This is a genomic window from Cryobacterium sp. 10I5 (assembly GCF_035019865.1).
GTDB lineage: Bacteria > Actinomycetota > Actinomycetes > Actinomycetales > Microbacteriaceae > Cryobacterium > Cryobacterium breve_A.
This window is the reverse complement of the sequence record NZ_JASJVI010000004.1, coordinates 39,587-62,572: the sequence shown is the minus strand read 5'-3', so window position 1 is coordinate 62,572 and position 22,986 is coordinate 39,587. Positions and strand designations below refer to the sequence as shown.

The following is a 22,986-nucleotide window of genomic DNA, read 5'->3' as shown; positions in this document are numbered from 1 at the left end:
GAAGGGCCACCATGGCCAACGTATTCCTCACCCCGCAGGCGATCGCCAAGCAGGCGCTCGCTTCCCTCTACGAGACCACGGTCATGCTGCCGCTGGTCTATACCGACGTCAGCTCGGACTTCGCGACGCAGAAGATCGGCAACACGGTCAACATCCGCAAGCCCGCCGTCTTCGTCGCCAACGACTTCGACCGCGCCACTGGCATCGTCCCCCAGGACGCTACCGAGGGCATGGTCCCGGTGATCCTCAACAAGATCGCCGACGTGTCGTTCAACGTCACCTCCGAGGACCTGACGCTGTCCATCGAGAAGTTCGATGAGCAGCTGCTGTCCCCTGCGATGGAGGCGATCAGCCAGAAGATCGACCGTGCGATCCTCGCTCTACGCAGCGACATCACGCAGAGCGTCGGTGTCATCGGCACAGACGGCATCCGCACCCACACGTACGACACCCCTGAGGCGCTCATCGACGCCGGCGTGGTCCTGAACCTCGCGAAGGTCGGAGCCCTCGGCCGCAACGCAGTCATCGGCCCGGTGGCGAACGGCCGCTGGCTCGACTCGCCCGTGCTGAAGAACGCGCAGGCGTCCGGCAGCACCGACGCGCTCCGTGAGGCGTACGTCGGACGCCGACTGTCGGGCTTCGACCCATACTGGTCCCAGAACATCGGCCAGCCCAAGGCTGTCGGCGCTCAGGTGTCCGGCGACCCGACGACCGAGATCGGCGTGGCGTTCCACAACACCGCGTTCGCTTTCGCGTCCGCACCGCTCGAGGTCGCTCCGGGCTCGCAGGCTTCGGTCGTGTCCTACAAGGGCATCAGCATCCGGATCGCCTACCAGTACGACATCAAGTACAAGCAGACCATCGTCTCGCTCGACACGCTGTACGGCGTGAAGACGCTCGATGCGACCCGCGCTGTCCTCATCAAGGGCATCAACAAGGCGTAGCCCGCCACCTCGCGGGCGGTCGTTCACGCGGCCGCCCGCACCCCACACTCATCACCTTGCAGGTAGGAGAACCACATCATGGCCGTTGCATACCAGTCGCTCGAACCGGGCGAACAGATCATCATCTCGGACGAACCCCGCGAAGACCTCGAGGCGCTCGCCCGCTGGGTGAGCATTCCTGTCCCTGAGCCCACCGCTGAGACACCCACCGTCATCCCCGACGGTGAACCCACGGAGAAGTGGGCCGTGGGCGAGCTCAAGGCCTTCGCGGCCCGCGAGGAGATCGACCTCGGCGCCGCGAAGAACAAGGGCGAGTATTTCGCCGCAATCATCGCAGGGCTGGCAGAGAAGGCTGTCGCTGATGCAGCAACTGCTTCAGGCGTCGCGCTTGACCCGGGCGCTGAGCCGGCTGGAAACGGAACCCCCGCGGCTTAGCCGCACCATGCTGTTCCCGAGGCGCCTTCCACCGCTTCGGGGCCAATGCTTTGGGTAGTAGCCCAGCGGCAGAGCTTCTGACTATTGATCAGGTGGCTGCAGGTCCGAACACTGCCTACTCACCGACAGCGCTCGCCTCGCCCGAAAGCACGGCCTCAGTATTCTTTGGCTTTGAAGGTTTGAAAAGCATGCTGAATCCGGCAGCGGTGAGCAGCACTAGGAAGAGTCCAGCGGTCGCGATCAGGCCTATCGGCAACCATGCAGCCGATTCACCCCAGATTGTGCCAAGCCACGAGAACAGCGCGTAAAGCACTCCGGCGGTCATCAGGGCCAAGAAGATTGAGAGGAAGAGGTTCGGAACGTTAAGCTTCCGGTCGGCCAGTTGCTTTCCGAGCCTCAGTACAATTGACGCCTCATATTCGACAAGCTCGTCAAGGGCACCCCGAGCCTGCGGGTTGTCTTTGGCAAGCTCCGCCAGCTCAAGGTGTTCTCGAAGCCGACGTTCTCTGCCGGCGCCGAGCGCGCTTGTGAAGAACGCGATCAGGCCTGTCACTATTGGCACGCCGATTGCTGCGATTGCTTCCCACATTTGTCCCCCTCGTTCGCAAATCAATCATGGCCGAACCCGCGACGACGTGGCGACACCGAGAAGGTGTCGCCACGTGTCAGTGGTTCCTGCCACGCTGATACCCACATGACCACCTGCACGAAGACCCGCTACCGGGACCGCATCGCGGCTCTCCTGGCGATGGCTGGTGCACAGCGCACGGACAGGTCGCGCCGGTCGAAGATCGAGGCGCGCGCCTATCGCTGCCCCGAGTGCAACGGCTGGCATCTGACAAGCCAGCAGAGGCGACGCAAGCAGTAATCATTGGGGGGTCGCTCGTGTCCCCTCAGTACGTTCCGGATCCCGCTGGCCTTCCCGCCCACGACCTCATCGAGGAGATGGGCACCGACCTCGCTGCACGGTACGCCGGCGCCAAGGATGAGCTGATCAAGCAGATCGCCGTCCGTGCGTACCGTGACCTGCAGTTGCAGGACGTCGTCCGCACCGTCGCGATGGACCCGCACACGTCGGATCTCTTCGCCCGCGCGATCGCCCGCAACCGCGCGCTCGCCGAGCTGGCAGCGCACCGGGCCAAGTCCATCCGCGAGCTGCAGTTCCTCGCCGCGCAGATGGCCGGGAAGTTCAAGTCCAAGCAGATCGCCCTCGACGTCATCACCCTGGCGTGGAAGGAAGGTGAGGCTGCGGCCGCCGCCCGCCTGGGCATGGCGACACGCCTCCCCGCGGTCAACGCGCTCACGGGCACGTCGTCGCAGGCCGCCACGATGCTGACGATGGACCTCACCTCGAAGCTCGAGGCGATGGCGTTGCGGATCGCCCGGTACCCGCAGGACGCGTACCAGCGGTTCATCTCCTTCACCGCGTCGAACACCCTCCTCGGCTCGACGACGAGCCTGCGGATGCAGCAACTCTCGGTGCAGCGCTTCCTTGCCGAGGGCATCACCGGGTTCGTCGACAAGGCCGACCGCAACTGGCGGATCGGCTCCTACGCCGAGATGGCCGGACGCACCGCCGTCAACCGGGCATTCAACGACGCCGGCGTGTACCGGATGCAGCAGTCGGGCGTGAACCTGGTCACCGTGCAGGGCGGCCTTGACTCCTGCCAGCGCTGCGCACCGTGGGTGGGAAAGATCCTCTCTACGGATGGCAGCATGGGCGACGTCGAGGTGCAGCACGCCACGAAGGACGAGCACATGGTCGTCTCGGTCGTGGCCACCACGGATGCCGCACGCGGCGCCGGGCTCATGCACCCCAACTGCCGCCACAAGTTCACCGCCTATCTCCCGGGGCTCAGCATCCCTCAGGCAGGGCAGGAGTACAGCCCGCAGGCCGAAGCGGACCGCGAGAAGCAACGCTCCATCGAGCGCGATATTCGCGCCGCCAAGCGCGCGCAGTCGATCGCCCCGGATCCCGCCGCTCGAGCGAAAGCCACCGCGAAGATCAAGGCCAAGCAGGGCCAGATGCGCGAGCACCTCGCCGAGACGAACAGGCCGAGGGCCTCGTTCCGCGAGCAGCTGCACTTCGCTCAGGGCAAGCCGTGACCGAACGACCTAGTCGGTGCGGGAGAGTCTGCGCACCTTGCGCTCGAGGTCCGCAACCTTCTTCTTGAGCTCAGCGTTCTCTTTTATGAGTGCCGCCACCTTCCGCCTGTCATCCTCTGCCCGTGCTACTGGTCCGTGGGACGTCCACACGCCGTTCTCGAATTCCATGCTCATGGTCGAACAGTAGCGCTCGCTACCCACATTCCCCACCCCGCTCTGCCTGTACAGGGCGGGGTGGCTCAACCCCCAGGAGGCACCAGTTGTCACGCATCAAGCACCCGAACCCGCAGCAGGGCACGTTCCGCGACATCCTCGGCGGTGTCGTCTTCGTCGACGGGTTCGCCGAGGTCGACCTGGCCGACGACCCCAACCTCCGCGACGCGTACCAGATGCACGGTTACGAGGTCGAAGAGACGCCCGCTGAGGACCCGGCCGACGCCGCTCTCGCCGCAGCGAAGCTCGCGCACCCCGCGCGCTCGCACCAGAAGAAGGCCTGACCGTGGCCCAGCGAGTCTTCGCCACTGCGGAGGAATACGCGGCCGCCGCGGAGGAACTCTTCGACGGCACACCGGAGAAGCTCGGCAAGCGCCTCCGCTCCGCATCGATCGAGGTCGAGAAGCTCACCCGCCTCACCATGTACGACGTCGACGCCGACGGGTACGCGACCGACGTCGACGTGCGCGCCGCCTTCACGCAGGCCACCATCGCGATTGTCGAGTACTGGGACGAGACGGACGACCCGACGGGCGCCGTCGCCGCGCAGGGTGCCGTGAAGATCGGCTCCGTCTCCCTCGGCACGACGAGTTCCGCGGCATCCGCCGCCGAGTCCTCGATGGGCCGCCTGACGAACCGTATCGGTGAGCGTGCCCTCGACATCCTCACGACCGCTGGCCTACGCCAGTCGTCCGTCATCCACCGGTAGGGAGCACTCATGGCCAGGCTCCGGAAGAAGCACCTGCCGCACCGCATCGACATCACCCGGCTCACCGGCGAAGGCGCGGAGGGCGACACATGGGCCGCTCCGGTCGCGGACCGGCCAGCGTACGTCGAGGGCAAGGCGGCCCGCGTCATCGACCGCCGCTCGACCTCGCCGACCGCAGGCCAGGAGATCGTCACGAGCGCGTTCATCGTGCTCTTGCTCGACGACGACGTGCTCCCGCGCTCCACCGTGACCGTGTTCAAGGGCACGCCGCGCGAGCGCACCGCCGAGGTCATCTCGTCGGCGTTCTTCGACTACCCGCGCACACCGTCTCACGTCGAGCTCTACATCTGAGGGAGGCCCCATGGCCGGCATCCAAGTCACCGTCGACATCATCACGAACCTCGACGGCGCGATCGCATCCCTGCTGCTCGGCGCGGTGAAGGGACAGAACGTCGCGGCAGAACGGCTGCTCGCCCTGGCGTCCGCCGAGGCCCCACTCGACTCCAACGGCGGCGGCACCCTCGTCGCATCCGGGACGACCGTCCCCGCGACCGTGCTCGGCGACGACACCCTCGTCGTCTTCGATACGCCGTACGCAGCCCGATGGCACGAGGACGGGGAACTGGTCGACAACCTCGGCCGGCACTACTCGGGAGGCTCGAACTTCCAGAACGGACGCAAGTCGCACTACCTCTCCGACCCGGCCCTGCAGAACAAGGCCGAGCTGGGCGAGATCGTCGGGGCGGAGGCTGGCCGTGGCTGACCCGGATTCCTACGCGATCGTCTTCAAGCGGGCGCTCGCGCAGCACCTCGCCGACCAGGGTGTCGCCGTGTACTCGACCGGCAGCTACGCGGCCACGGACCGGGGCATCTACACCAACGGGCCCACGATGCCCACGACCACGGACAACTGCCTCGTGCTGACGTGGCTCCAGCCGATCGCTGACGGCCGCTCCGACATGCTCTACCGCGTGCAGGTGTTCTCCCGCATCAAGGGCAACACCATCGCCGCCGAGAACCTTGCCGGCGCGATCACGGCGGTCCTCGACTACAAGGCGAACGTCCCGCCCGGGATGCAGGTCGCCTGGTGCGAACTGTTCTCCGAGTTGCTCGTCACCGCGGACTCGTCCGGCCGCTGCGGCACCTTCCAGACGTTCCACTTCACAGGCCGTCGCCCGTAACCCACCCCCTCAAACTCCCCACGCTCGTGGGGTCCGTCGGCGCGCCCGACACCAACCCCAATTGGAGAAATCATGCCAACAACCATGTTCGACGCCGAGGTGCCCACTGCTGGCACCATCGCACTCGCCCACGAAGAGATCCTCCGCATCAAGCGGGCCGGGTCCTTCGAGAACGTGTCCGGCGACATCAACGCCCTCGTCAACACGCCCACCCCGATCACCGTCGCCCGCGAGGCCTACGGGCTCAAGGGCACCGACTCCGTCTCGGTGATCGGCTACAACCAGGTCATCACGTTCACCGTGGAGGGCATCCGAGACACACTCGGCCGCATCGCGCAGCCGTGGCTCGTCGCCCTGCTCAACGTCGCCCGCGCCACGGGTGCCGCGAACAAGATCAGCGCCCAGACCTTCGACGCGAAGGACGAGACGCTCATCGCCCTCGAGGGTTCGTACTCGGTCGCCGCGGTGAAGTCCTCGACCGGGTTCAAGGACAAGTTCGTGTGGACGTTCACCCTCACCAACGACGGCCCGATCGCCCAGATCACCTCGCCGATCGCGGGCACAGGCATCCCGGTGCTCGACTCCGCGCTGCCCACCGGCAAGGGCGCGAACGACAACGTCTACGTCCGTGGTTTCAACGTGAACGCGATCATCTCCGCAACCGTCGGCGGCGTTGCGGCCATGTCCATCTCGCAGATCCCGAACGAGCTGAACATCGTCGTCGTCGAGCTCCCGGCCGGAACCGCCGGATCCGCGCCGATCATCCTCACCAACGCGATCGGCGCCAGCGCGGCGCTCCCGTATACGCGGATCGTCTAGCACTGCCCGCTCGGTGGCCGGCTTCGGTCGGCCGCCGGGCACCCCTTCCACTTCACCAACCTCTGCAGGGAGACCCCATGACCACTATCGCCACACTCACCGGCCGCAACCTCTCGATCCACATCGAGGGCGTCGACGAGCCGTTCATCATCGCCCCACTCAGCGGCCGCCGCGGCAAGGCGCTCACCAACGAGTTCATCGCCATCTGCGCCGGGGCATCCTCCGCCGTCGGCATGGAAGCCATCCTGCGGGAGAGCGCCGGTGAAGACGTGTACGAGCGCGTGCAGGACGAACTCACGCTGTTCGAGGGCGAATCCGTCCTCACCCCCGCGTTCTACTGGCAGACCGTGCTCGGCCTCGAAGGCGTCAACGCCTACCTCGCGGGCGGTGAAGGCCTCGCCGGCGCAAAAAAAGCACTGGAGCTCCTGATCCTGAGTTTGGGGATCTTACCAACGCAGACCGCGCCCAGTACGGCATTGGAGACCCTGATCCAGAAACAGGAACCTACCCTGCGTACCGCCAGGAGTACTACGACCGTCGACAGGCTGCCGGCCAACAAGCCGCGCGCCAACAGGGCGGTACGGAAGCCCAAGCCCGCAGCGTCTCCGGAGTAGAACTCTGGGGCCTCGTGCTCCCCCAGCTTTTCGGCGAGGTCGAACTAGACCTCGCACAGCACAACCTCATCACGGACCTCGACCGGGCGCTCGACACGCGCACCTGGCACTACGTCCGCTCCGCCATCACACGACTCATCGACTCCGACACGGACTCGTGGATCAAGAAAGAGGTGATGGCCCTTGTTCGAAGCAGGAGCAATCGCATTCCGGCTCACGATGGTGGGGGCGGACGTATTCAAGAGGGACGCGAAGGCAGCTGACCAAGCCGTCAAGGAACTCGGCACCGCCGCGCAGGCCGCCGCCACGAAGGTGGAGCCGACCAGCAAAGCCCTCGACAAGACGAGCAAGTCCGCAAAGGATGCGAAGGCACCCCTCGACGGAGCAGCCAAGTCAACGAAGGACGTCGGCACCGAGTCCGAGACAGCGGCGAAGAAGGTCACTCCCCTCGGGACCGAGATCGACAAGACCGGCAAGGCGAGCACCGCCGCGAAGGCCCCGCTCGACGACACCGGCAAGGCCACGAAGCAGCTCGGCGACGAGAACACCGCCGCGGCGCCGAAGGTCAAGCAGACCGCCGCCGAACTCGAAGCCCTCAAGGTCAAGTCGGAGCAGGCGCGCGACAAGGTCGCCACCGCAGCCGTCGGCATCGGTGCGGCTGTCGCGGCCATGTCAATCCTGGCTGTGTCGAAGTACGCCGAGTTCGACCGGGCCATGTCCGAGGTCGGCGCGGCGAGCATGGCCAGCGCAGAGGACCAGAAGAAGCTCAGCGCGGCGGCACTCGAAGCAGGCGCGGCCTCGATCTACTCCGCCACCGAATCCGCCAACGCCGAGACCGAACTATCCAAGGCGGGCCTGTCTACCGCAGACATCCTCGGCGGCGCGCTCACCGGCTCCCTCGCGCTCGCGGCCGCCGGCCAGCTCGGCGTCGCCCGGGCGGCAGAGATCGCCGCCACGACCCTCACCGTGTTCAAGCTGAGCGGTGACAAGGCCGGGCACGTCGCCGACCTCCTCGCTGCAGGCGCGGGCAAGGCGCAGGGTTCTGTCGAAGACCTCGCGCTCGGGCTCGACTACGTCGGCGTCACCTTCGCCCGCCTGAACATCCCGCTCGAGGACACCGTCGGCACCCTTGCCCTGCTCGCCTCGAACGGTCTGCTCGGCGAGAAGGCTGGCACGGGCCTCCGCAGCGTCATCTCGTCGTTGACTGCACCTGTGGCTAAGGGCGCCGAGGCAATGGCGCAATACGGCATCAACGTCTGGGACGCACAGGGCAAGTTCATCGGCATGGCCGGCGTCGCCGAGCAACTGAAGAAGGGCCTCGGCGGACTCGACGAAAGCACCCGATCTGCCGCTCTCGGTGCCATCTTCGGCGCAGAAGCAGCCAGCGCCGCGGGCATCCTCTACGACGCCGGCGCGGACGGCGTGAAGAAGTGGACCAACGAGGTCAACGACCAGGGCTACGCAGCTGAGCAGGCGTGGAAGGCAACCGACAACCTCTCCGGGGACATCGAACGCCTCGGCGGGTCCATGGACACCGCGCTCATCAAGACCGGTGGGGCCGCGAACGGGTCCCTGCGCGACATGGTCCAGATCCTCTCGAACCTCATCGACTGGTACTCGGGCCTTGACGGAGGGATGCAGAGCACGGTTCTGTGGCTCGGTGTCGGCACAGCTGCGGTCCTTCTCCTCGGTGGGACCTTCATGGGAGCCGTCCCAAAGATCGCAGAGTTCAAGACCGCCGTTGGCCTCCTGAACTCCACGATGACCAAGACTGCCGTCGTCGGCGGGACCATCGGTCTGGCCATCACCGCGGCCGCGATCGTGCTCGGTGCCTACGCGAAGATCAACCTCGACGCAAAGAACCGGGTCGACGGTTACACCCGCTCGCTCGACGAGAGCACGGGCGCACTCACGAAGAACACCCGCGAGATGGTCGTCAACAACCTCGAGCAGAGCGGCAGCGCAGTCGCTTCCGCCCAGAAGCTTGGTATCTCCCTTGCTGACGTAACCAATGCCGTCCTCGGAGAAGCCGACGCGGTCGCGCACGTCAATAAGGTCATCTCCGAACACAAGGGCAAGTCGGACGAGGCGGGAGTCGCCGCCGACGTCCTCGGAAAGGTGGTCGCCAGCACTAAGGGCGAGGTGGCCGACTCAGAGACGGCGTGGGCCGCACACAAGGCCGCACTCGAAGGCGACACCGGCGCGACGACAGTTGCCACGGCCGCGACCGAAGCCGCCAAGGTAGCCACTGAGGCAGCGACCAAGGCATCCGAAGACTGGATCAAGGCCGTCTCCGATCAGGATGCCGCTTTCATCGACATCGGCGGCGCCTACCAGAACGTCATCGACCAGAACAAGGCGGTCGCCCAGGCGACGGCCGATGGTACGAAGTCCAGCACCGACTCGTGGACTGACTACTACGACGGCTTCACGGTCAACCTCGACGACTACCTCGCGCAGCTGCAGACGATGGTCGACTCCCAGAACAACTGGGAATCGAACATGATCCTGCTAGCGGGAAAGGTGTCGCAGGGCACCCTCGACGAGCTCGCGAAGATGGGCCCCGAGGGTGCACCGCTCGTCGCGCAGCTGGTCAGCGCCTCCGGTGATGAGCTCGCCAAAGCTGACTCCCTCTTCTCGGAGAAAGCCGCATTGGCAACGGGCGCGTATGCGCTGACCTTGCAGCAAGCGGAGACAGTCGTCGCCGCAGCGGCTGGCCAGCTGGGCGCGGGCGCCGCCGCAGAGATCGCCGGGAAGCTTGCCGCGGGGACGTCGACAGTCGAGCAGATCCTCGCAGACTATGGCCTCAAGATCGACGGTTTTGCACCTTCCGTCAACGTCGAGACCGATAAGGCGGCCGCGAAGGTCCGCGCGCTCTACGCGCTGATTACGTCACCCGGCAAGTCGGTTTCCGGCTCGCTGCTCTACGTAACCGGCCAGGCCAACGGTTCGGTTTTGTCGGCACAAGCCAACGGCAGCGTCCGGTACTTCGCCAACGGCAGTGGGTCCGAGCACCACGTCGCGCAGATCGCTCGCGCAGGCGAGTACCGGGTGTGGGCAGAGCAGGAGACAGGCGGCGAGGCCTACATCCCCATGGCCGAATCGAAGCGCAGCCGGTCGACGGCGATCCTCGAAGACGTCGCGGGCCAGTTCGGGTATCAACTCGTCCCAGTCGGCGCGCAGCAGTTCGCCGGCGGGAGCAGCCCCTCGAAGACGTCCGCTGGGCGGGGCGGCGATCGCATCTTCAACATCTATGAAACGTATGACGCTCAGGCGACAGCGCTCTCAATTGCCCGGATCGAAAACAATTGGGGGGCCGTCTAGTGGCTTTGGAACTCACCTATCCAGTCCTGTCCGGGCTCGCCCTGGCGGACTACGATCCTGCGACGGGGATCGGGTATGTGCTGGAAGCCTTCGAGGGGTGGGAGGGGTCCCCGGCCTCCAGCGTCGACGTGAAGCAGAAGCCGCGCGGCGCCGGGGCGTGGACGGGCAAGGGCTACGCGAACGCCCGGCACATCGCGGCCGGCGGCAAGGTGTTCATGCCGTCGTTCGCCTCGCTGGTGTCGTACGAGAACGCGCTGAACAAGGCGTGCTCGTACGACAACGTGCCGCTCGTCGTCGATGAGGCTGGCATCGTGCGGTCTTGCCTGGTCAAGCGCACCGATGTCGTCCTCTTCAAACGCATCGGCCCGACCGTCGCCGAATGGTCTCTCCAGGTGGTCGCGGAGGATCCGCGCAAACTCTACGCGCTGGTCAGCGGCTCTACCTACCTGCCGTCGACCTCGGGCGGTCTGGCGCTCCCGTACACGATCCCGTACAGCATCAATGCGCTGCAGGTCACCGGGCAACTGAGCCTCGTGAACACAGGGAACGTCGCCGGGCCCGTCTTCGCCCGCATCGAAGGCCCCTGTGCCGGCCCGGTCATCACTCACGGCACACAGGTCCTGTCTCTGCCGTCGCTTGTGCTCGGCGCCGGCGAGTGGCTGGACATCGACTTCGAGAAACGGGAAGTCCTGGCGAACGGTCAGGCCTCCCGCAACACGTTCATCGGCTCGCGCGGCTGGTCCACTTTCGAACCCGGACCCAACACATGGTCATTCACCGCGACGAGCTACACGGCTGGCGCTCAACTCACGATCACCGCCACCTCGGCAGACAAGTAGGAGACTCATGGTCGACACACTTCATCCGGTAGATTCCATCGCCAACGTCCCCCTATTCAATGGGCGAATGCTGCGGCAGGTGAACGCGGTGGCCTTTGCCGGGGCCACGGCCACGCGTCCTCTCGGCGGGCGTTCCGGGGTGCGCTCTGGCACGTCCGCCACCACGGTCACGGCGACCTCGACGACGTGGACGTGCGGGCCTCTCGCTGGCGTCGCAGACGTAGAGGCTGCCGCCGAGGCGGGGCTCGTGACGTTTGCCCTGGACGCGGCTGCCACAGGTGCGGTCACTCCAGCGAGTGCCTCCTTCGCGCGCTCGGATCTGATCTACGTGCAGATCGACATTCCGGTGGAGGACGGCAGCGCGGCCCCGGTGGTGACTCGGAAGTATGTGGCGGGTCCGCTGGTTGCGGGCGCCCCGGATCCGGCCCTGCCTGTGTCGCGGGCGTTCGCGATCGCGCGCATCAACATGCCCATCGCTGGCGGCGGCGCACCCACAGTGACGTGGATCGCGCCGTACGCGGTCGCTGCCGGCGGGACTCTCCCGGTTCGCACGGCTACCGAGCGTGATGCTGTCGTACCGGTTGAGCCCCAGCAGGTGTACCGCTTCGACACGGACTGGTTCGAGTTCTATGACGGCTCTGTGTGGCAGATGCTCGCCGGGAAGCTGCCGTACTTCCTCGCTTCTCGGGACAAAGTGCCCTCCCTGGCCAATACCACGGACACGGTCCTGGAGTCGACTTTCACCTGGAGCGGATCGCCCACGGTCCGTGGCTTCACGTATGCGGCCGGAGTGGTGACGATCCTCGCCGCGGGCGTGTACGACATCTCGGCGGCGTTCAGCTTCGCAGCCAACGGAACGGGGGCGCGGCGTCTGTTCGTCCTAAAGAACGGTGCGTCGACAGCCGCAAACCCGATCCTCTACGACGAGGTGGCCGGGTCGGCATCTGCCGTCGGCATCCTCAAGGTGGCCGGGAGCGTTCTCCTCGCCGCCGGCGACACTCTCCGGGTGGCCGTCTGGCAGAACTCGGGCGCGGCCCTCGCGGCGTACAACTCTTCGGGTGCGCAGAATGCGGCGTCCTCGTTCTTCAACGTCGCCGCGAAGGGTGCCTGATGACCTTCTACGACGAGTGGCGCGATTGGATGCTCGCAAACCGGAAGCCAATCGACAAGGCCACATGGGACCAGATGTGTGGTTCGGGTCAGATGCGCTTCAACAGCGCACGCGGATGGTCCCGCTACCCGACGAAAGCGGTCGACTCAGCGCAGATCGTCGCGAACAACTCAGGGGACCTCAACGAGGACCGGGACGCGGCACCTGTCGCGGCGTGGCACTTCTTCTCCATCGCCGGGATCAACAACGGCCACGTCGGGCAGGGTGCCAAGCCGGGCGGCGGGTGCCTCGCAATGATGTCCGCCACCTGCCCCGAAATGGTCGGCCTCGATGTCGGCTTCTCGTCCGTGCAGCACTACCTCGACGCGCGCCCTGCCGCGCGATACCTCGGCTGGTCGACCAACTACGCCGGCGGCCTCGCACTACCCATCGACGGCTCAGCGACTGCTGGCCTGAACGAACAACCAGTGGAAGAAGACGACATGTTCAACGATTCAGACCGCGCCCTCGCAGGCATCGCGACCGCTGCTGTGGGCCGCATCGAGGTCGGCGTGTATGCCCTGAACAAGAAAGTCGACTCCCTCCTCGGGACCGACGCGCTTCTGCTCTGGGCGACGACCGACTCCAAGGACGGCCTCCGCCAGATGGTCGCCGTCGTGCAGACCGCCATCGCCAAGATCAAGACCGGCACCGTGCTCTCCGATGCCGACCTCGCTGCCCTCGAAGCAGTGGTCAAGTCGGTGCCGACCGCAGACATCGCAGCCGCCGCAACGGCCACGGCCGACGAGATCGACCGCCGTGCGCTCGAGCGACTGTCCACTGACAAGGCATCCGTCATCACCTCGCTCGCAGCGCTCGGCAAGTAGCCGGTAGGCAATGTCAGAACTTGCATGGGTGGCAACCGACCTGAAAACAGGCCGGATCCTCGCTGACCTGCCCGGTCTCGTCGTGCCCACCGTCAAGGCGACACTCGGCCGGTACGAATCCGCGCAGGGCGCACTGCCCCTGCCGACCGCACCGGAGAACTGGGAGCGCGCCACCCTCGAAGGCGCGTCGGTCATGAACCTCCTCATTGACGGCGAGCCGGACTGGGGTGGCATGGTGACGGAGCCGACCCGGTCCGAGGGCGCCATTGTGCCGCTGAATCTCGCCACGCTCGAGGCGTACTTCGACCGACGCTACGTGGGCGACGAGCTCTTCACCCAGGTCGGACAGAACGTCATCGTGAAGACACTGGTGGAGAAGTACGCGGCGGCCGGCCCGCTCGGCGGCGTGCCATTCCGGGTGCAGTTCACCACCCCGGGCAACGGCAAGCTCCGCGACCTCGAGTGCAAGGACGCCAACGACAAGACGCTCTACTCGACCCTCACGGACCTGATGGGTCTCGACGGTGGCCCCGAGTGGACGGTCGGCTGGGAACGCCAGCACAACCCCGAGCGCATCACACCCGTCCTCTACGTTGGTGACCGCATCGGTATCGCACCCGGGAAAGGCCTCGGCCCGGCGGCAACGTTCGAGATGCCTGGTTGCGTGTCCTCCTTCGTGATGGTGCGCAGCTTCGCGAACGGCCGTGGCGCGAATTGCGTGGTGGCGACGTCGACGGCAAGCGGCGACGCACGACTCCAGTCCCCAGCCCAACTCGCTGACGACCCGATCCGGCCGACATTCGAGCATCGGTGGACGCCGTCCACGTCGATCAAGACCCTCGATAACCTCATCGACCACGCTCTAGCCGCGCTACGGATCCTTGAAAAGGGCAGCTCAGCGATCGCGCTTTCCGCTGATGCGGACACGGCCCCGGACGGCTGGGGCATCGGGGACGACATCGGGTTCGTGATCGGTGGGGTCGTCAACACCGACGATGGCCCGGCCGAGTCGGTCCCGTCCTTCCCGGGCGGCATCGTGGGCACGGCCCGGTGCATTGGCTGGGAGCGGACCCTCTCCGAAACATCCGTAATCACCCCAACGCTTTTTGATACAACGATTGCGAGCCTGTAATGAATCTCAGCGATGCCATGCTGCCCAGCGAGGACACGCGCCAGCGGAAGGCGGCCAACATCGAGCGGAGACTCCGCGAGATCGCGGCGTCGATCGCAGGCACCGTCTCCCCCGTCGTTGCCCAGGCGGCCGCCGCTCAGTCCACCGCCGACACGGCGCACGACTCCGCGGTCGTCGCTGACGGCAAGGCCGCGGCTGCCCAGTCACAAGCCAATACCGCAACGACGAACGCGGCGGCTGCGAATACCGCCGCTGGTGCTGCCCAGTCCACGGCGACCGGTGCCGCGGCGGCGGCGAGCACCGCGGACGGAAAGGCCGTGGCCGCCCAGACTGTCGCGTCCACTGCCGATGGCAAAGCCGTGACGGCGACGACAAACGCAGCCACAGCGCAGGCTGCCGCAAACTCTGCCGCTTCGGCCGCGTCGATCGCTGACGGCAAAGCAGTGACCGCTCAGAGCGCCGCGGCGACGGCTGCCTCTGCGGCCTCCACGGCGGACGGCAAGGCTGTTGCGGCGCAGTCTGCGGCAACAGCAGCCGCGGGCGCTGCGTCCACGGCTGATGCGAAAGCGGTCACAGCCCAGTCCGCTGCGGACGGTGCGGCCACCGCGGCATCAACGGCGAACGGAGCTGCTGCCGCTGCGTCTGGACTGGCCGCATCCAAGGCCGTCGTCCTCTACCAGACGGCGACACCGGGCAGCACCTACGCGAACGCGAACACGCTCTGGATCGACACGACCTCGGGGGCGAACACCCCAAAGAAGTGGGTATCCGGCACCACCTGGGCGGCGATCACCGACAAGGCCGCCACGGATGCCGCAGCGGCAGCAGCGACCGCCAATACTGCGGCCGCCACGGCCCAGACCCAAGCGAACACGGCCAAGTCGGACGCGGCCACCGCGAATACGGCGGCGACGAACGCGCAAGGCACCGCGAACACCGCTGTGACGAATGCGGCCACGGCACAGACGGCCGCGAATGCTGCCCAGACGCAGGCTAACACTGCGACCACCAACGCGGCGACGGCCCAATCGGCGGCAATCGCAGCTCAGGGCACCGCGAACACTGCGGTCACGAACGCTGCGACTGCGGACGCGAAGGCGGTCACGGCGAATAACGCGGCGGGGACCGCCCAGACCGCAGCGAACACCGCAATCTCGGCGGCCTCGACGGCGGACGCGAAGGCTGTCACTGCGCAGGGTCAGGCCAACACGGCGACCACGAACGCGGCCTCTGCCAACACGGCGGCGTCAGCTGCGCAGTCGACAGCCAATACCGCAACAACCAACGCGGCGACGGCTCAGGCGCAGGCCGACACGGCTGTGACGAATGCCGCGACCGCGCAGTCGAAGGCGAACCTCGCGGACACCAATGCTGCGGCCGCAGCGGGCATCGCCAACGCGAAGGCCGTGGTGCTCTATCAGACCGCCGCCCCCAGCGCCGCGTACCAGAATGCGCTCACGCTGTGGATCGATTCCACGAGCAACCTGAACACCCCGAAGAAATGGGTATCGGGGACCACGTGGGCTGCCGTGACAGACAAGGTGGCCACGGATGCTGCTACCGCTGCTGCTGCCGCGGGCTCTGCCGCCTCCACCGCTCAGGGTCAGGCCAACACCGCGACTACGAACGCCGCGACCGCGCAGAGCGCCGCAGTGGCTGCTCAGGGTCAGGCCAACACGGCGACGACGAACGCCGCGACCGCGCAGACGCAGGCGAACACCGCCACAACGAACGCCGCGACCGCTCAGACAGCCGCCAACACGGCCGATGGAAAGGCGGTCACCGCTCAGACTGCCGCCAATACCGCGCAGACCGCCGCGAACAATGCCGCGGCCGCGGCCGCAGCCGCCGATGGGAAAGCGGTCACCGCGCAGACCACGGCGAACGGGAAGAACAAGATCATCTTCTCAACCTCGGCCGCATCGGGAACGGCATACGTTGAGGGCGACACTTGGTTCAAGACGACCGCCGCCCTGATCACCGGGCAGTGGGTGTTTACCTCGGGGGCGTGGGCCGCACGCACCATCGACAGCCTCCTGATCGCGAATATCGACGCCGGGAAGATCACCGCGGGGATCATCACTGGCAGCACCCTGCAAACCGCGGCCAGTGGCCGACGAACGGTTGTCGATGGGGCCGCGAACACGATCACGTTTTTCGGGGCGACGAGCACAACAGCGGGCAGCATCGCCGGGTCAGACAACGGAGGAGCGGCCGGCACCAACCTCGTTCTCACCTCGGGTTCCGGAGTCGTCTACGTCGGTAACAACGCGCTGCCGACCAGCGGGACGGCGGTCGTTCAGGCACCGTCCCAGTACGTGGTCGGTGACGTCACAGTGGGCGGTGCGATCAACAACGTCAACAATCAGCTTGCCGCCCCATATGCCATGTGCTCTGGCACTCGCGCCAGCCTCGGTTCCATTTCTGCTGGTGCCACACAGAACGTGACACTGACATGGCCGTCTGCACGATTCACCCAGCCCCCAATTGTTGTGGTGTCAACCGACAATGCGCGCCTCACGGTTGGTATTGCCACACCTACCGCCACAAGTTGCATCATCACACTCGCCAACTGGTCGCCGGGTGCCGCACCTGTTGCGCAGATTTCATGGCATGCCGTCCAGATGACACCGGCCTCTGCTGTGGGGTAAGCGGTCAGTTTGCCACGCAGGCGGTCGGGACGCCATCTTCATTCATCCAGCCCGGAGCGAATCCGGCGTCACACGTGAATGTGGGGTTCGCCAGCCAGGACGTCAACGGGTCAACCGCAGGGGTAACGGCAGGGGCGGCGACCGGTTCGGGAGCAGCCTCGACAGCTGGGGCGACGACAACGGCGGGCGCGGGGATCACATCGGGCGGGGTGACGGCCGCGACCTCGGCTACCTCGACTGGGGTGGGCGCGGCCGACACGATCGGGGCAACCTCCGGCGCAATGGGGGCGGGGCTGTAGGTCGCCTCCACCGCAACGCCAGTCCGGTGCGCACTGGCGGGAGTCGTCGGCGTGGACACCGCAACCTCCCCGCACCCGGTCAGCGACACGGCAACGACGACTGCAACAACGGCACCCCAGAAAGTCTTCATGGCTCAAACTGTAGAGGTGTATATACACCTCTGTCTACTCGTGCAGCACCCCCGTTCAGGGAGCAGCCACGTACTCCTCCAGGCTGCGCACGATGACATCCGTCAGCGTCTCCCCACGCTCGGCCGCTTTCGCCTTCGCCGCAGCCTTCAACACCTCCGGGATCCGGGTCGCCGTGATCGGTGTCTTCGGCTGATTTACCATGCCCGCATTCTCACACAATCCAAGGAGCCCCCATGGCTTGCCAGCACAACTGGGATTCAACCTGTATCCACGGGATGAGCTGCGACTGGTGCGACTGCGTACAGGAGCCGACACCCGATGAGTGATTGGGCACCCTCTGTCCTCACCGCTGTGGGGGTCGCCGTCACCTTCGCGCTCGGGTTCCTCACGTGGATCTCTACCCGGAAGACCAGCGACCGGGACCGGATCACGAAACTCGAAGCGCGGTCAGACAAGCAAGACGACCGGAACCTGAAATGGCAGAACTACTCAGGCACGCTCCGTGCGCACATCAACGACGAGAAGGGGCCTCCCGCCCCGCCTTTCCCCGATGATCTCTTCGACTAGGAGCACCATGAAACTGCAGAAACTGGCCATCATTCTCGCGGCACTCACCATCGCCGCCGGGTTCCTCGGCCTATCGGTGGTGGCGACCTCGCAGGCGGGGACCATCCACGATCAGGGCAGCACCATCCAGACCCTCGCGGAGAATTCTGATGCGCTCCGGCAGCAGGTGAAGGACACGGGAGAAGTCCCTGTCGCACCGCCGGCCGACGCGATCGTCGACGCCGCACCCACTACCCCAGGCGCGGGCGCGCGCGGTCTTACCGGGGACACAGGCGCGGTCGGCCGCCCCCCGACGAGCGAGGAAGTCGCTGGATCCGTCGCCAGCTACTGCGTCATCCGACTCGACTGCACCGGCCCGACCGGCCCCGCATCCCTCATCCCGGGGGCGAAGGGCGACACCGGCACCGCAGGCCAGGACTCACAGATCCCCGGACAGACCGGAGCTACCGGCGATACCGGAGCAACAGGTGCCGTCGGAGCCATTGGCCTCACGGGCACCAGCGTCACCGCGATCGCCTGCCAGGGCGACGGCTACTGGCTCTTCACCCTCACCCTCCCCGACAGCACAACCACCACTCAAACTGTCGCCGGCCCCTGCCGCGTCGACCCCATGCCAGCACCCATCCCAACCCAAGGAGTTACACCGTGATCTCGTTCGCATTCAACCTTTCCCTTCTTCTCTGGCTGCTCATCGCGGTAATCCTCCCGATCCTCGTCGGACTCGTCACGACGAAGGAGACCAGCCCGGGCCGGAAGGCCATCTATCTTGCGGGACTCGCGCTCGTCGCCGGCCTGCTCGCCCAACTTCTCGCCGCTATCCAGGCCGGCACGACCTACGACCTATTCACGGGCCTCGTTCAGGGCCTCGGCACTTTCCTCATTGCGGTCGCCTTACACTTCGGTCTGTGGAAGCCGACCGGCATCGCGGACGCAGCTCAAACATTAGGCACGACGACGGCCGCGCCCGCCGCGTAATCCCTGCACGAAACTGGCCCCGGCCGTCCTCACCTCGAGGGCGGCCGGGGCCTTTCACTTATTTCACGCCGACGACCACTTTCGGATGCGGAATCGACCCGAGATCACGACACTTCAATGGGTCAGGTCATTGGCCGGTGGTGCACGTTAGGTTCGCCTATCCGTTCATGTCCGAGAAGCCCCTTTTTGGGGGACCTCGGCCGTCGTGGGCCGATGATGGGAGGTGTCAGACTGAGGCGAAGCCACGGAGTACCGCGGATTCATAGGGGGATGTTGTGGCTGGAACCAAATTTCGCACTGTCTATTTCTACGAACCGATCATCGTGGACCAGAACGAAAAAGTGCAACTTGTGCCCGCGACGTTCTGGACTGATCTGCACAATCTGGTGCTTGGGATGACGCCCGAAGATCGTCAGATCACGTTCTTCGGCCGAGACATCGAAGGCGAGGCCAGAGCGGAAACAAGACCGTCAACGGACTACTTCTACCTAGACCGTCGTAGATCGGGTCAAGACTGGCCCGACGCAGTCGGCACTGATGGAGAGCTCGGTACGCTGGCGTCAAAAGGGGTTGTTGTCTCCCTCCACGAACCGGCCTACCTGCTCCCAGTGTCCGGCACTCGCTACATCGCAATGATGAGGTCCTCGGCCGGGCCCACGAGCTCGGCAGTCGCGCGCTGGCTAAATCTCGTTCTCGGATTTGAGACTGTGGGAGATCATCTCGAACTCCAGGCAGTCACCCGAACAGACCAACTCGCTCGTCTGGGTAAGGCTCAGGCTGCGACGAAGGTCCACTTGAAGATCCTGCCTGGTGCGATGCAATCCGAAGAGCCAGTCGGCAAGCTTGGCAAGGCTCTGAAGGAAGCGCAAAGCGTGTCCTACGGTTCCGTCTCGGTTGACCTGATGATCAGCTACGGAAATGTTCAGCCGGACGACGCGGGCGGGCAAGAACTCGTACGGGACGTGCGAGAGCTATTGAACGCGTCTACCACCTTTAGAAAAGCCAAAGCGACCGTTATCCTTGAAAACGAAGCTGGCGAACTCGAAAAGGACGAAATCGATTTCAAACGGGATCGAATTACGATCCGCCAGCAAATCGGCACTGATGAAGATGAAGAACCGACGCCTACCGTCGTGTTGGATGCAATGTTTGAGGCGATTCGTGCGTTCCGTTTAGAGCTTTAATTTGGGAGGTCAGAATGAAGCTCAGGACCCTAGCCTTCATACGCGATCAACCCTTCTGGGTCGAACTTGCGTTGGCTGCTTTTGTTTCCGTGCACTTCTTCTTGACGGTACTCAATTGGATACCGAACATCGGTTTGGGGCTGATCAACAATGCAGACCAAGGTCAAGTTCAAGCTCTATATTTGGCCTTGCTCGGTCCTGCCGCCATCGTTGCGGGGTTTGCTGGAGTCGTAGTCGTCTTTGGATTGTCGGCAAGCAGTCCCAGGTTCGAAAAATTTCGGGCCGATGCAGGCCCCGCCCTGCCGCGCACCTGGGTCGCGAGCACGCTGTCCGGGTTCGAGGCGGGTGCCTTCTGTGTGTTGGCAGCAATGTTCAACGTGGTTGGTATGCCCTGGATCTCCCCATCGCTCTTTGCACTGGCGCTCCTCGTCCTGTCTCACGGAGCTCTCAGACTCATATGGGTACTGAGTGAAATGATCAGGATCGTGCGCGCCGATGACATCGTGAACACCGCTGCGGCTAACGTCTATCCAATGGCGAAGCTCCCCTTCAGGAAAAGGGACGCGGGCTAGAGTTCCAATTTATCCGCTGCCAACGTGAGCTGGGCGCGCCGGCTGCACGACAAGGGTCGATTCCCGCCTCAGAAGGCGTGGACTGGGCCAAATTTCAGGCCCGGATTCCGTTAGCCGGCCCGATGGGTCCGTGCACGACAACGTCGTAAAGCACAGCTTCGTTGGCGGATCGTACATCGTCGAAGTAGCCGACGAGTTCCCGCTGGTCCGTCTCGATCGACCACGTCACCGCGCGGAACTTCTCGACCTTTGCGCCGGTCGCCCGGTTGATGACGTGCACGCGCCGGATGATCGCCTTCGGTAGGGCTGGATCGTTGCGCATGCACAGCCACTCGTCACGGCTGTAGCGGATCGGTTTCGGCATCGACATCGGGGCTCCTTGAGAATGGAGCGCACCGGCCTGCGCTGGTCCGATTCTAAAACACCACTACCGACGAAGGAACGGCCAACGCGATCACCCGCGCGCAATCACCGCAGTCTTGCACCACGGGCACAGCCAGAACGGATGCCGGATCGTGCCGGCTGCGTCGCATCTGGTCAAGCACGTGGGACAGTTCGGCGGGTCCACCTCGGCAAGGTCATCCATGCCGAGATGCTACGCCCACGTGCTACCTCGAGCGGATCTGATTCCAGCGAACCATTCCGTAGAAGGCCATCCCGATCAGAATGACGAGGCCGACGGTCGAGAGCTGATTCCCGAAGGCGCTGAGCTGCAGACCCCAGCTATTCGGAGTGTCGAACGAGTTGCCTGCCAGGGCGTTCGTGTAGGCCGACACTCGGTCTGCGCTGGCATAGATCGAGTTGCCGACCGAGGAGAGGATGATGCCGCCGATCAGCGCGATGACGCCGCCCACACTGAGCAGGACCTCGAAGGGGTTGCGGTCTACCTTCGACGCCGGGCCCTTCGGATCGCGCGGGGGTGTCGGCTTATCCGTGAAGAAGGTCATGGCCTGAGACTATCCGAGTCAACGATCCGGAATGTGGCGCCGAGCTCGACGGGCAGGCGGGTCAGGATTGCGGCAATCATCAGCATCGATACCGGTTGCGAGATGTCCAGTCCGAGGTACGCGGTGAGGCCAGCGCGATCCGTGATTCCGATGCCCTCCGCCGCCGCCTCAATCACTGCTGAATCCAGAACGACAATAGACAACTGATCCCCGATCCCCGTGGCCTGGGGCCACCGCTACTCGGAACCAAGAAGCGAGTCGACGGCAACTCCAAGAGCGGCTGCGATCTCATCCAGCGTGTCAACGTCGATTGCCGTGTCACCTGAGAGCTTGCGTTCGAGCGAGGCCAGCGGTGTATCTAAAGACTCGGCGAGGCGCTCGCGCGTCCAACCTTGACGGGCGATCTCGGCACGTACCGAGTCCGCTACTAGAAGTCGACGTTGCCGCTTCTCCATAGTTGAGCCTAGTTCATATGAACTAGAGGCGCGATGGAAACGAGCACTGCGGTCGCGCCGCGCTAGCGTCAAATCGTGCCCTCTGGAGATCCAAAGCAGCCCGGGCCGCTCACTGTCGCCATCGCGGAGATCTTGAAGCGGGAGTACCGGCTCTCTGGAATGACCGAGTTCACTCTGGGCGCCGCGGTGGGTGTCTCCCAGTCCCAGCTGTCCAAGTACCTGAATGGGTACAAGGTTCTCGATGTCGATCAGCTCGACAGGTTGTGCACCGCGCTGCGCATTGACATCGTCGACGTCGTTCGGCGGGCGAGGTTGTCCGCGCATCGGCCTGCGTAGAAGCTCTTCTCTTTTGCCCCAGTAATGAGGATGAGCAGCCCGGCGAAGCCGACGGCCGCCATCGTCGCGATCACGTACTCGGCCGTCGCGGCGCCCGCCTCGTCGCGCAGCCGTCTCAGGGCGCGCGACGTGTTCGTCGGCACGGTCCGGGTGCGCACGATGCCGTGCGGCACCGCGCCCGCCGCAGCGTCGGCCAGGCCGGAGACCCGCCTTCTCGGTTTCGGCGGAAGCGCGCCCTCGGAAACGGGCGACTCGGACAGGTCCGGGGCAGGCATGGGCCCGGTCTGGCTTTGCGATGTGGCTGTGGTGCTCGGCATCGGTTCTTCTCCTCTCGCGTCCAGCGACGCGGTAGTCCGGCGGCACGATCGAGTCCAGATTCGCCCCGCCGGTCGCCGGTGCCGGCTCCCGTCCGAGATCCGTGCACAACCCCGCCCGACCCGGTCCGGTTGAGGACCCGCGCACCCCGCACAGCTTTCCGCGAGAGTACGATTTCGGCCCTTAAAACGGCGGTTTAAGGGCCAAAATCGTACTCTCGCGGAAAGACGGGGACGATTCTGGGACCCGATTTGTGGTCC

Annotated in this window: 30 protein-coding genes, 1 tRNA gene and 1 pseudogene; 23 read left to right on the top strand and 9 right to left on the bottom strand. The window is 65.3% G+C overall.

What is annotated here, in order from left to right; all coding sequences use genetic code 11:
* Nucleotides 1-11 precede the first annotated feature (11 nt).
* The 3 genes from QN350_RS02570 (at nucleotide 12) to QN350_RS02560 (ending at nucleotide 1,502) form a co-directional block, all read left to right on the top strand.
* Nucleotides 12-944, top strand: coding sequence for a P22 phage major capsid protein family protein (locus tag QN350_RS02570; RefSeq protein WP_322138891.1), 933 nt, complete (start codon nucleotides 12-14; stop codon nucleotides 942-944).
* Nucleotides 945-1,022: 78 nt separating this feature from the next.
* Nucleotides 1,023-1,379, top strand: coding sequence for a hypothetical protein (locus tag QN350_RS02565; RefSeq protein WP_322138890.1), 357 nt, complete (start codon nucleotides 1,023-1,025; stop codon nucleotides 1,377-1,379).
* 51 nt (nucleotides 1,380-1,430) lie between these two features.
* A tRNA-Asn gene (locus QN350_RS02560) sits at nucleotides 1,431-1,502 on the top strand.
* Here QN350_RS02560 and QN350_RS02555 read toward each other — a convergent pair.
* On the bottom strand, nucleotides 1,495-1,968 hold the full coding sequence (locus tag QN350_RS02555; protein ID WP_322138889.1) for a hypothetical protein: 474 nt from the start codon (nucleotides 1,966-1,968) through the stop codon (nucleotides 1,495-1,497). The genes QN350_RS02560 and QN350_RS02555 overlap by 8 nt on opposite strands.
* Nucleotides 1,969-2,264: 296 nt before the next feature.
* On the opposite strand from QN350_RS02555, the gene QN350_RS02550 reads away from it, so the two are divergent.
* On the top strand, nucleotides 2,265-3,485 hold the full coding sequence (locus QN350_RS02550; RefSeq protein WP_323515691.1) for a phage minor capsid protein: 1,221 nt from the start codon (nucleotides 2,265-2,267) through the stop codon (nucleotides 3,483-3,485).
* Between the two features lie 9 nt (nucleotides 3,486-3,494).
* On the opposite strand, the gene QN350_RS02545 is transcribed toward QN350_RS02550, so the two are convergent.
* Nucleotides 3,495-3,659, bottom strand: a complete 165-nt coding sequence (locus QN350_RS02545; RefSeq protein WP_322138887.1) for a hypothetical protein — start codon at nucleotides 3,657-3,659, stop codon at nucleotides 3,495-3,497.
* A gap of 86 nt (nucleotides 3,660-3,745) precedes the next feature.
* Here QN350_RS02545 and QN350_RS02540 point away from each other — a divergent pair, with 86 nt between their 5' ends.
* From QN350_RS02540 to QN350_RS02480, 13 genes are all read left to right on the top strand, one after another.
* Nucleotides 3,746-3,982: a hypothetical protein gene (locus QN350_RS02540; RefSeq protein ID WP_322138886.1), complete on the top strand. Its 237-nt coding sequence runs from the start codon at nucleotides 3,746-3,748 to the stop codon at nucleotides 3,980-3,982.
* A 2-nt stretch (nucleotides 3,983-3,984) separates the two neighbouring features.
* Nucleotides 3,985-4,407 carry a hypothetical protein gene (locus QN350_RS02535; protein ID WP_322138885.1) on the top strand — a complete coding sequence of 141 codons (423 nt, stop codon included), beginning with the start codon at nucleotides 3,985-3,987 and terminating at the stop codon, nucleotides 4,405-4,407.
* A 9-nt stretch (nucleotides 4,408-4,416) separates the two neighbouring features.
* Complete coding sequence (locus tag QN350_RS02530) at nucleotides 4,417-4,758, top strand: hypothetical protein (protein ID WP_322138884.1); 342 nt, start codon at nucleotides 4,417-4,419, stop codon at nucleotides 4,756-4,758.
* Between the two features lie 10 nt (nucleotides 4,759-4,768).
* Nucleotides 4,769-5,170, top strand: coding sequence for a hypothetical protein (locus tag QN350_RS02525; protein WP_322138883.1), 402 nt, complete (start codon nucleotides 4,769-4,771; stop codon nucleotides 5,168-5,170).
* A complete protein-coding gene (locus QN350_RS02520; RefSeq protein ID WP_322138882.1) occupies nucleotides 5,163-5,588 on the top strand; it encodes a hypothetical protein in 426 nt (141 codons plus the stop codon). The genes QN350_RS02525 and QN350_RS02520 overlap by 8 nt, the downstream gene beginning before the upstream one ends.
* Before the next feature lie 72 nt (nucleotides 5,589-5,660).
* Nucleotides 5,661-6,407, top strand: a complete 747-nt coding sequence (locus QN350_RS02515) for a hypothetical protein (RefSeq protein ID WP_323515688.1) — start codon at nucleotides 5,661-5,663, stop codon at nucleotides 6,405-6,407.
* Between the two features lie 77 nt (nucleotides 6,408-6,484).
* Complete coding sequence (locus tag QN350_RS02510) at nucleotides 6,485-7,021, top strand: hypothetical protein (RefSeq protein WP_322138880.1); 537 nt, start codon at nucleotides 6,485-6,487, stop codon at nucleotides 7,019-7,021.
* Nucleotides 7,022-7,204: 183 nt separating this feature from the next.
* Nucleotides 7,205-10,345, top strand: a complete 3,141-nt coding sequence (locus QN350_RS02505) for a phage tail tape measure protein (RefSeq protein ID WP_322138879.1) — start codon at nucleotides 7,205-7,207, stop codon at nucleotides 10,343-10,345.
* A 5-nt stretch (nucleotides 10,346-10,350) separates the two neighbouring features.
* Entirely contained in the window at nucleotides 10,351-11,184 is an 834-nt protein-coding gene (locus QN350_RS02500; RefSeq protein WP_322138878.1) for a hypothetical protein, read from the top strand.
* 7 nt (nucleotides 11,185-11,191) lie between these two features.
* On the top strand, nucleotides 11,192-12,295 hold the full coding sequence (locus QN350_RS02495; RefSeq protein WP_322138877.1) for a hypothetical protein: 1,104 nt from the start codon (nucleotides 11,192-11,194) through the stop codon (nucleotides 12,293-12,295).
* Nucleotides 12,295-13,161 carry a hypothetical protein gene (locus tag QN350_RS02490; RefSeq protein WP_322138876.1) on the top strand — a complete coding sequence of 289 codons (867 nt, stop codon included), beginning with the start codon at nucleotides 12,295-12,297 and terminating at the stop codon, nucleotides 13,159-13,161. The genes QN350_RS02495 and QN350_RS02490 overlap by 1 nt, the downstream gene beginning before the upstream one ends.
* A gap of 10 nt (nucleotides 13,162-13,171) precedes the next feature.
* Nucleotides 13,172-14,293, top strand: a complete 1,122-nt coding sequence (locus tag QN350_RS02485) for a hypothetical protein (protein WP_322138875.1) — start codon at nucleotides 13,172-13,174, stop codon at nucleotides 14,291-14,293.
* Nucleotides 14,293-16,944 (top strand): hypothetical protein, encoded by a 2,652-nt coding sequence (locus QN350_RS02480; RefSeq protein ID WP_323515685.1) that lies wholly within the window; start codon nucleotides 14,293-14,295, stop codon nucleotides 16,942-16,944. The genes QN350_RS02485 and QN350_RS02480 overlap by 1 nt, the downstream gene beginning before the upstream one ends.
* Before the next feature lie 4 nt (nucleotides 16,945-16,948).
* Here the strand turns inward: QN350_RS02480 and QN350_RS02475 are convergent, their stop codons facing one another.
* The gene (locus QN350_RS02475; protein ID WP_322138873.1) at nucleotides 16,949-17,374 is read right to left on the bottom strand and encodes a hypothetical protein; all 426 of its coding nucleotides are present in this window, start codon (nucleotides 17,372-17,374) and stop codon (nucleotides 16,949-16,951) included.
* Nucleotides 17,375-17,429: 55 nt separating this feature from the next.
* Nucleotides 17,430-17,576, bottom strand: a complete 147-nt coding sequence (locus QN350_RS02470; protein WP_322138872.1) for a hypothetical protein — start codon at nucleotides 17,574-17,576, stop codon at nucleotides 17,430-17,432.
* 117 nt (nucleotides 17,577-17,693) lie between these two features.
* On the opposite strand from QN350_RS02470, the gene QN350_RS02465 reads away from it, so the two are divergent.
* The 5 genes from QN350_RS02465 to QN350_RS02445 all read left to right on the top strand — a co-directional run bounded on the left by QN350_RS02465 (nucleotide 17,694) and on the right by QN350_RS02445 (nucleotide 20,673).
* Complete coding sequence (locus QN350_RS02465; protein ID WP_322138871.1) at nucleotides 17,694-17,942, top strand: hypothetical protein; 249 nt, start codon at nucleotides 17,694-17,696, stop codon at nucleotides 17,940-17,942.
* A gap of 7 nt (nucleotides 17,943-17,949) precedes the next feature.
* The gene (locus QN350_RS02460) at nucleotides 17,950-18,591 is read left to right on the top strand and encodes a hypothetical protein (protein WP_322138870.1); all 642 of its coding nucleotides are present in this window, start codon (nucleotides 17,950-17,952) and stop codon (nucleotides 18,589-18,591) included.
* The gene (locus QN350_RS02455) at nucleotides 18,588-18,917 is read left to right on the top strand and encodes a hypothetical protein (protein WP_322138869.1); all 330 of its coding nucleotides are present in this window, start codon (nucleotides 18,588-18,590) and stop codon (nucleotides 18,915-18,917) included. Before QN350_RS02460 ends, QN350_RS02455 begins: the two co-directional genes overlap by 4 nt.
* Nucleotides 18,918-19,192: 275 nt before the next feature.
* A complete protein-coding gene (locus QN350_RS02450; RefSeq protein WP_322138868.1) occupies nucleotides 19,193-20,101 on the top strand; it encodes a hypothetical protein in 909 nt (302 codons plus the stop codon).
* Between the two features lie 14 nt (nucleotides 20,102-20,115).
* On the top strand, nucleotides 20,116-20,673 hold the full coding sequence (locus QN350_RS02445; RefSeq protein WP_322138867.1) for a hypothetical protein: 558 nt from the start codon (nucleotides 20,116-20,118) through the stop codon (nucleotides 20,671-20,673).
* A 94-nt stretch (nucleotides 20,674-20,767) separates the two neighbouring features.
* Here the strand turns inward: QN350_RS02445 and QN350_RS02440 are convergent, their stop codons facing one another.
* The 4 genes from QN350_RS02440 to QN350_RS02425 form a co-directional block, all read right to left on the bottom strand.
* Entirely contained in the window at nucleotides 20,768-21,043 is a 276-nt protein-coding gene (locus QN350_RS02440) for a hypothetical protein (protein WP_322138866.1), read from the bottom strand.
* A 238-nt stretch (nucleotides 21,044-21,281) separates the two neighbouring features.
* Nucleotides 21,282-21,620, bottom strand: a complete 339-nt coding sequence (locus QN350_RS02435; protein ID WP_322138865.1) for a hypothetical protein — start codon at nucleotides 21,618-21,620, stop codon at nucleotides 21,282-21,284.
* The gene (locus QN350_RS02430) at nucleotides 21,617-21,796 is read right to left on the bottom strand and encodes a hypothetical protein (RefSeq protein ID WP_322138864.1); all 180 of its coding nucleotides are present in this window, start codon (nucleotides 21,794-21,796) and stop codon (nucleotides 21,617-21,619) included. Before QN350_RS02430 ends, QN350_RS02435 begins: the two co-directional genes overlap by 4 nt.
* Before the next feature lie 60 nt (nucleotides 21,797-21,856).
* Nucleotides 21,857-22,075, bottom strand: coding sequence for a helix-turn-helix transcriptional regulator (locus QN350_RS02425; RefSeq protein WP_322138863.1), 219 nt, complete (start codon nucleotides 22,073-22,075; stop codon nucleotides 21,857-21,859).
* 159 nt (nucleotides 22,076-22,234) lie between these two features.
* Here QN350_RS02425 and QN350_RS19930 point away from each other — a divergent pair.
* A pseudogene (locus tag QN350_RS19930) lies at nucleotides 22,235-22,315 on the top strand (hypothetical protein); the annotation flags it as partial.
* 8 nt (nucleotides 22,316-22,323) lie between these two features.
* Here the strand turns inward: QN350_RS19930 and QN350_RS02420 are convergent.
* A complete protein-coding gene (locus tag QN350_RS02420; RefSeq protein ID WP_322138862.1) occupies nucleotides 22,324-22,686 on the bottom strand; it encodes a DUF4244 domain-containing protein in 363 nt (120 codons plus the stop codon).
* Nucleotides 22,687-22,986 lie beyond the last annotated feature (300 nt).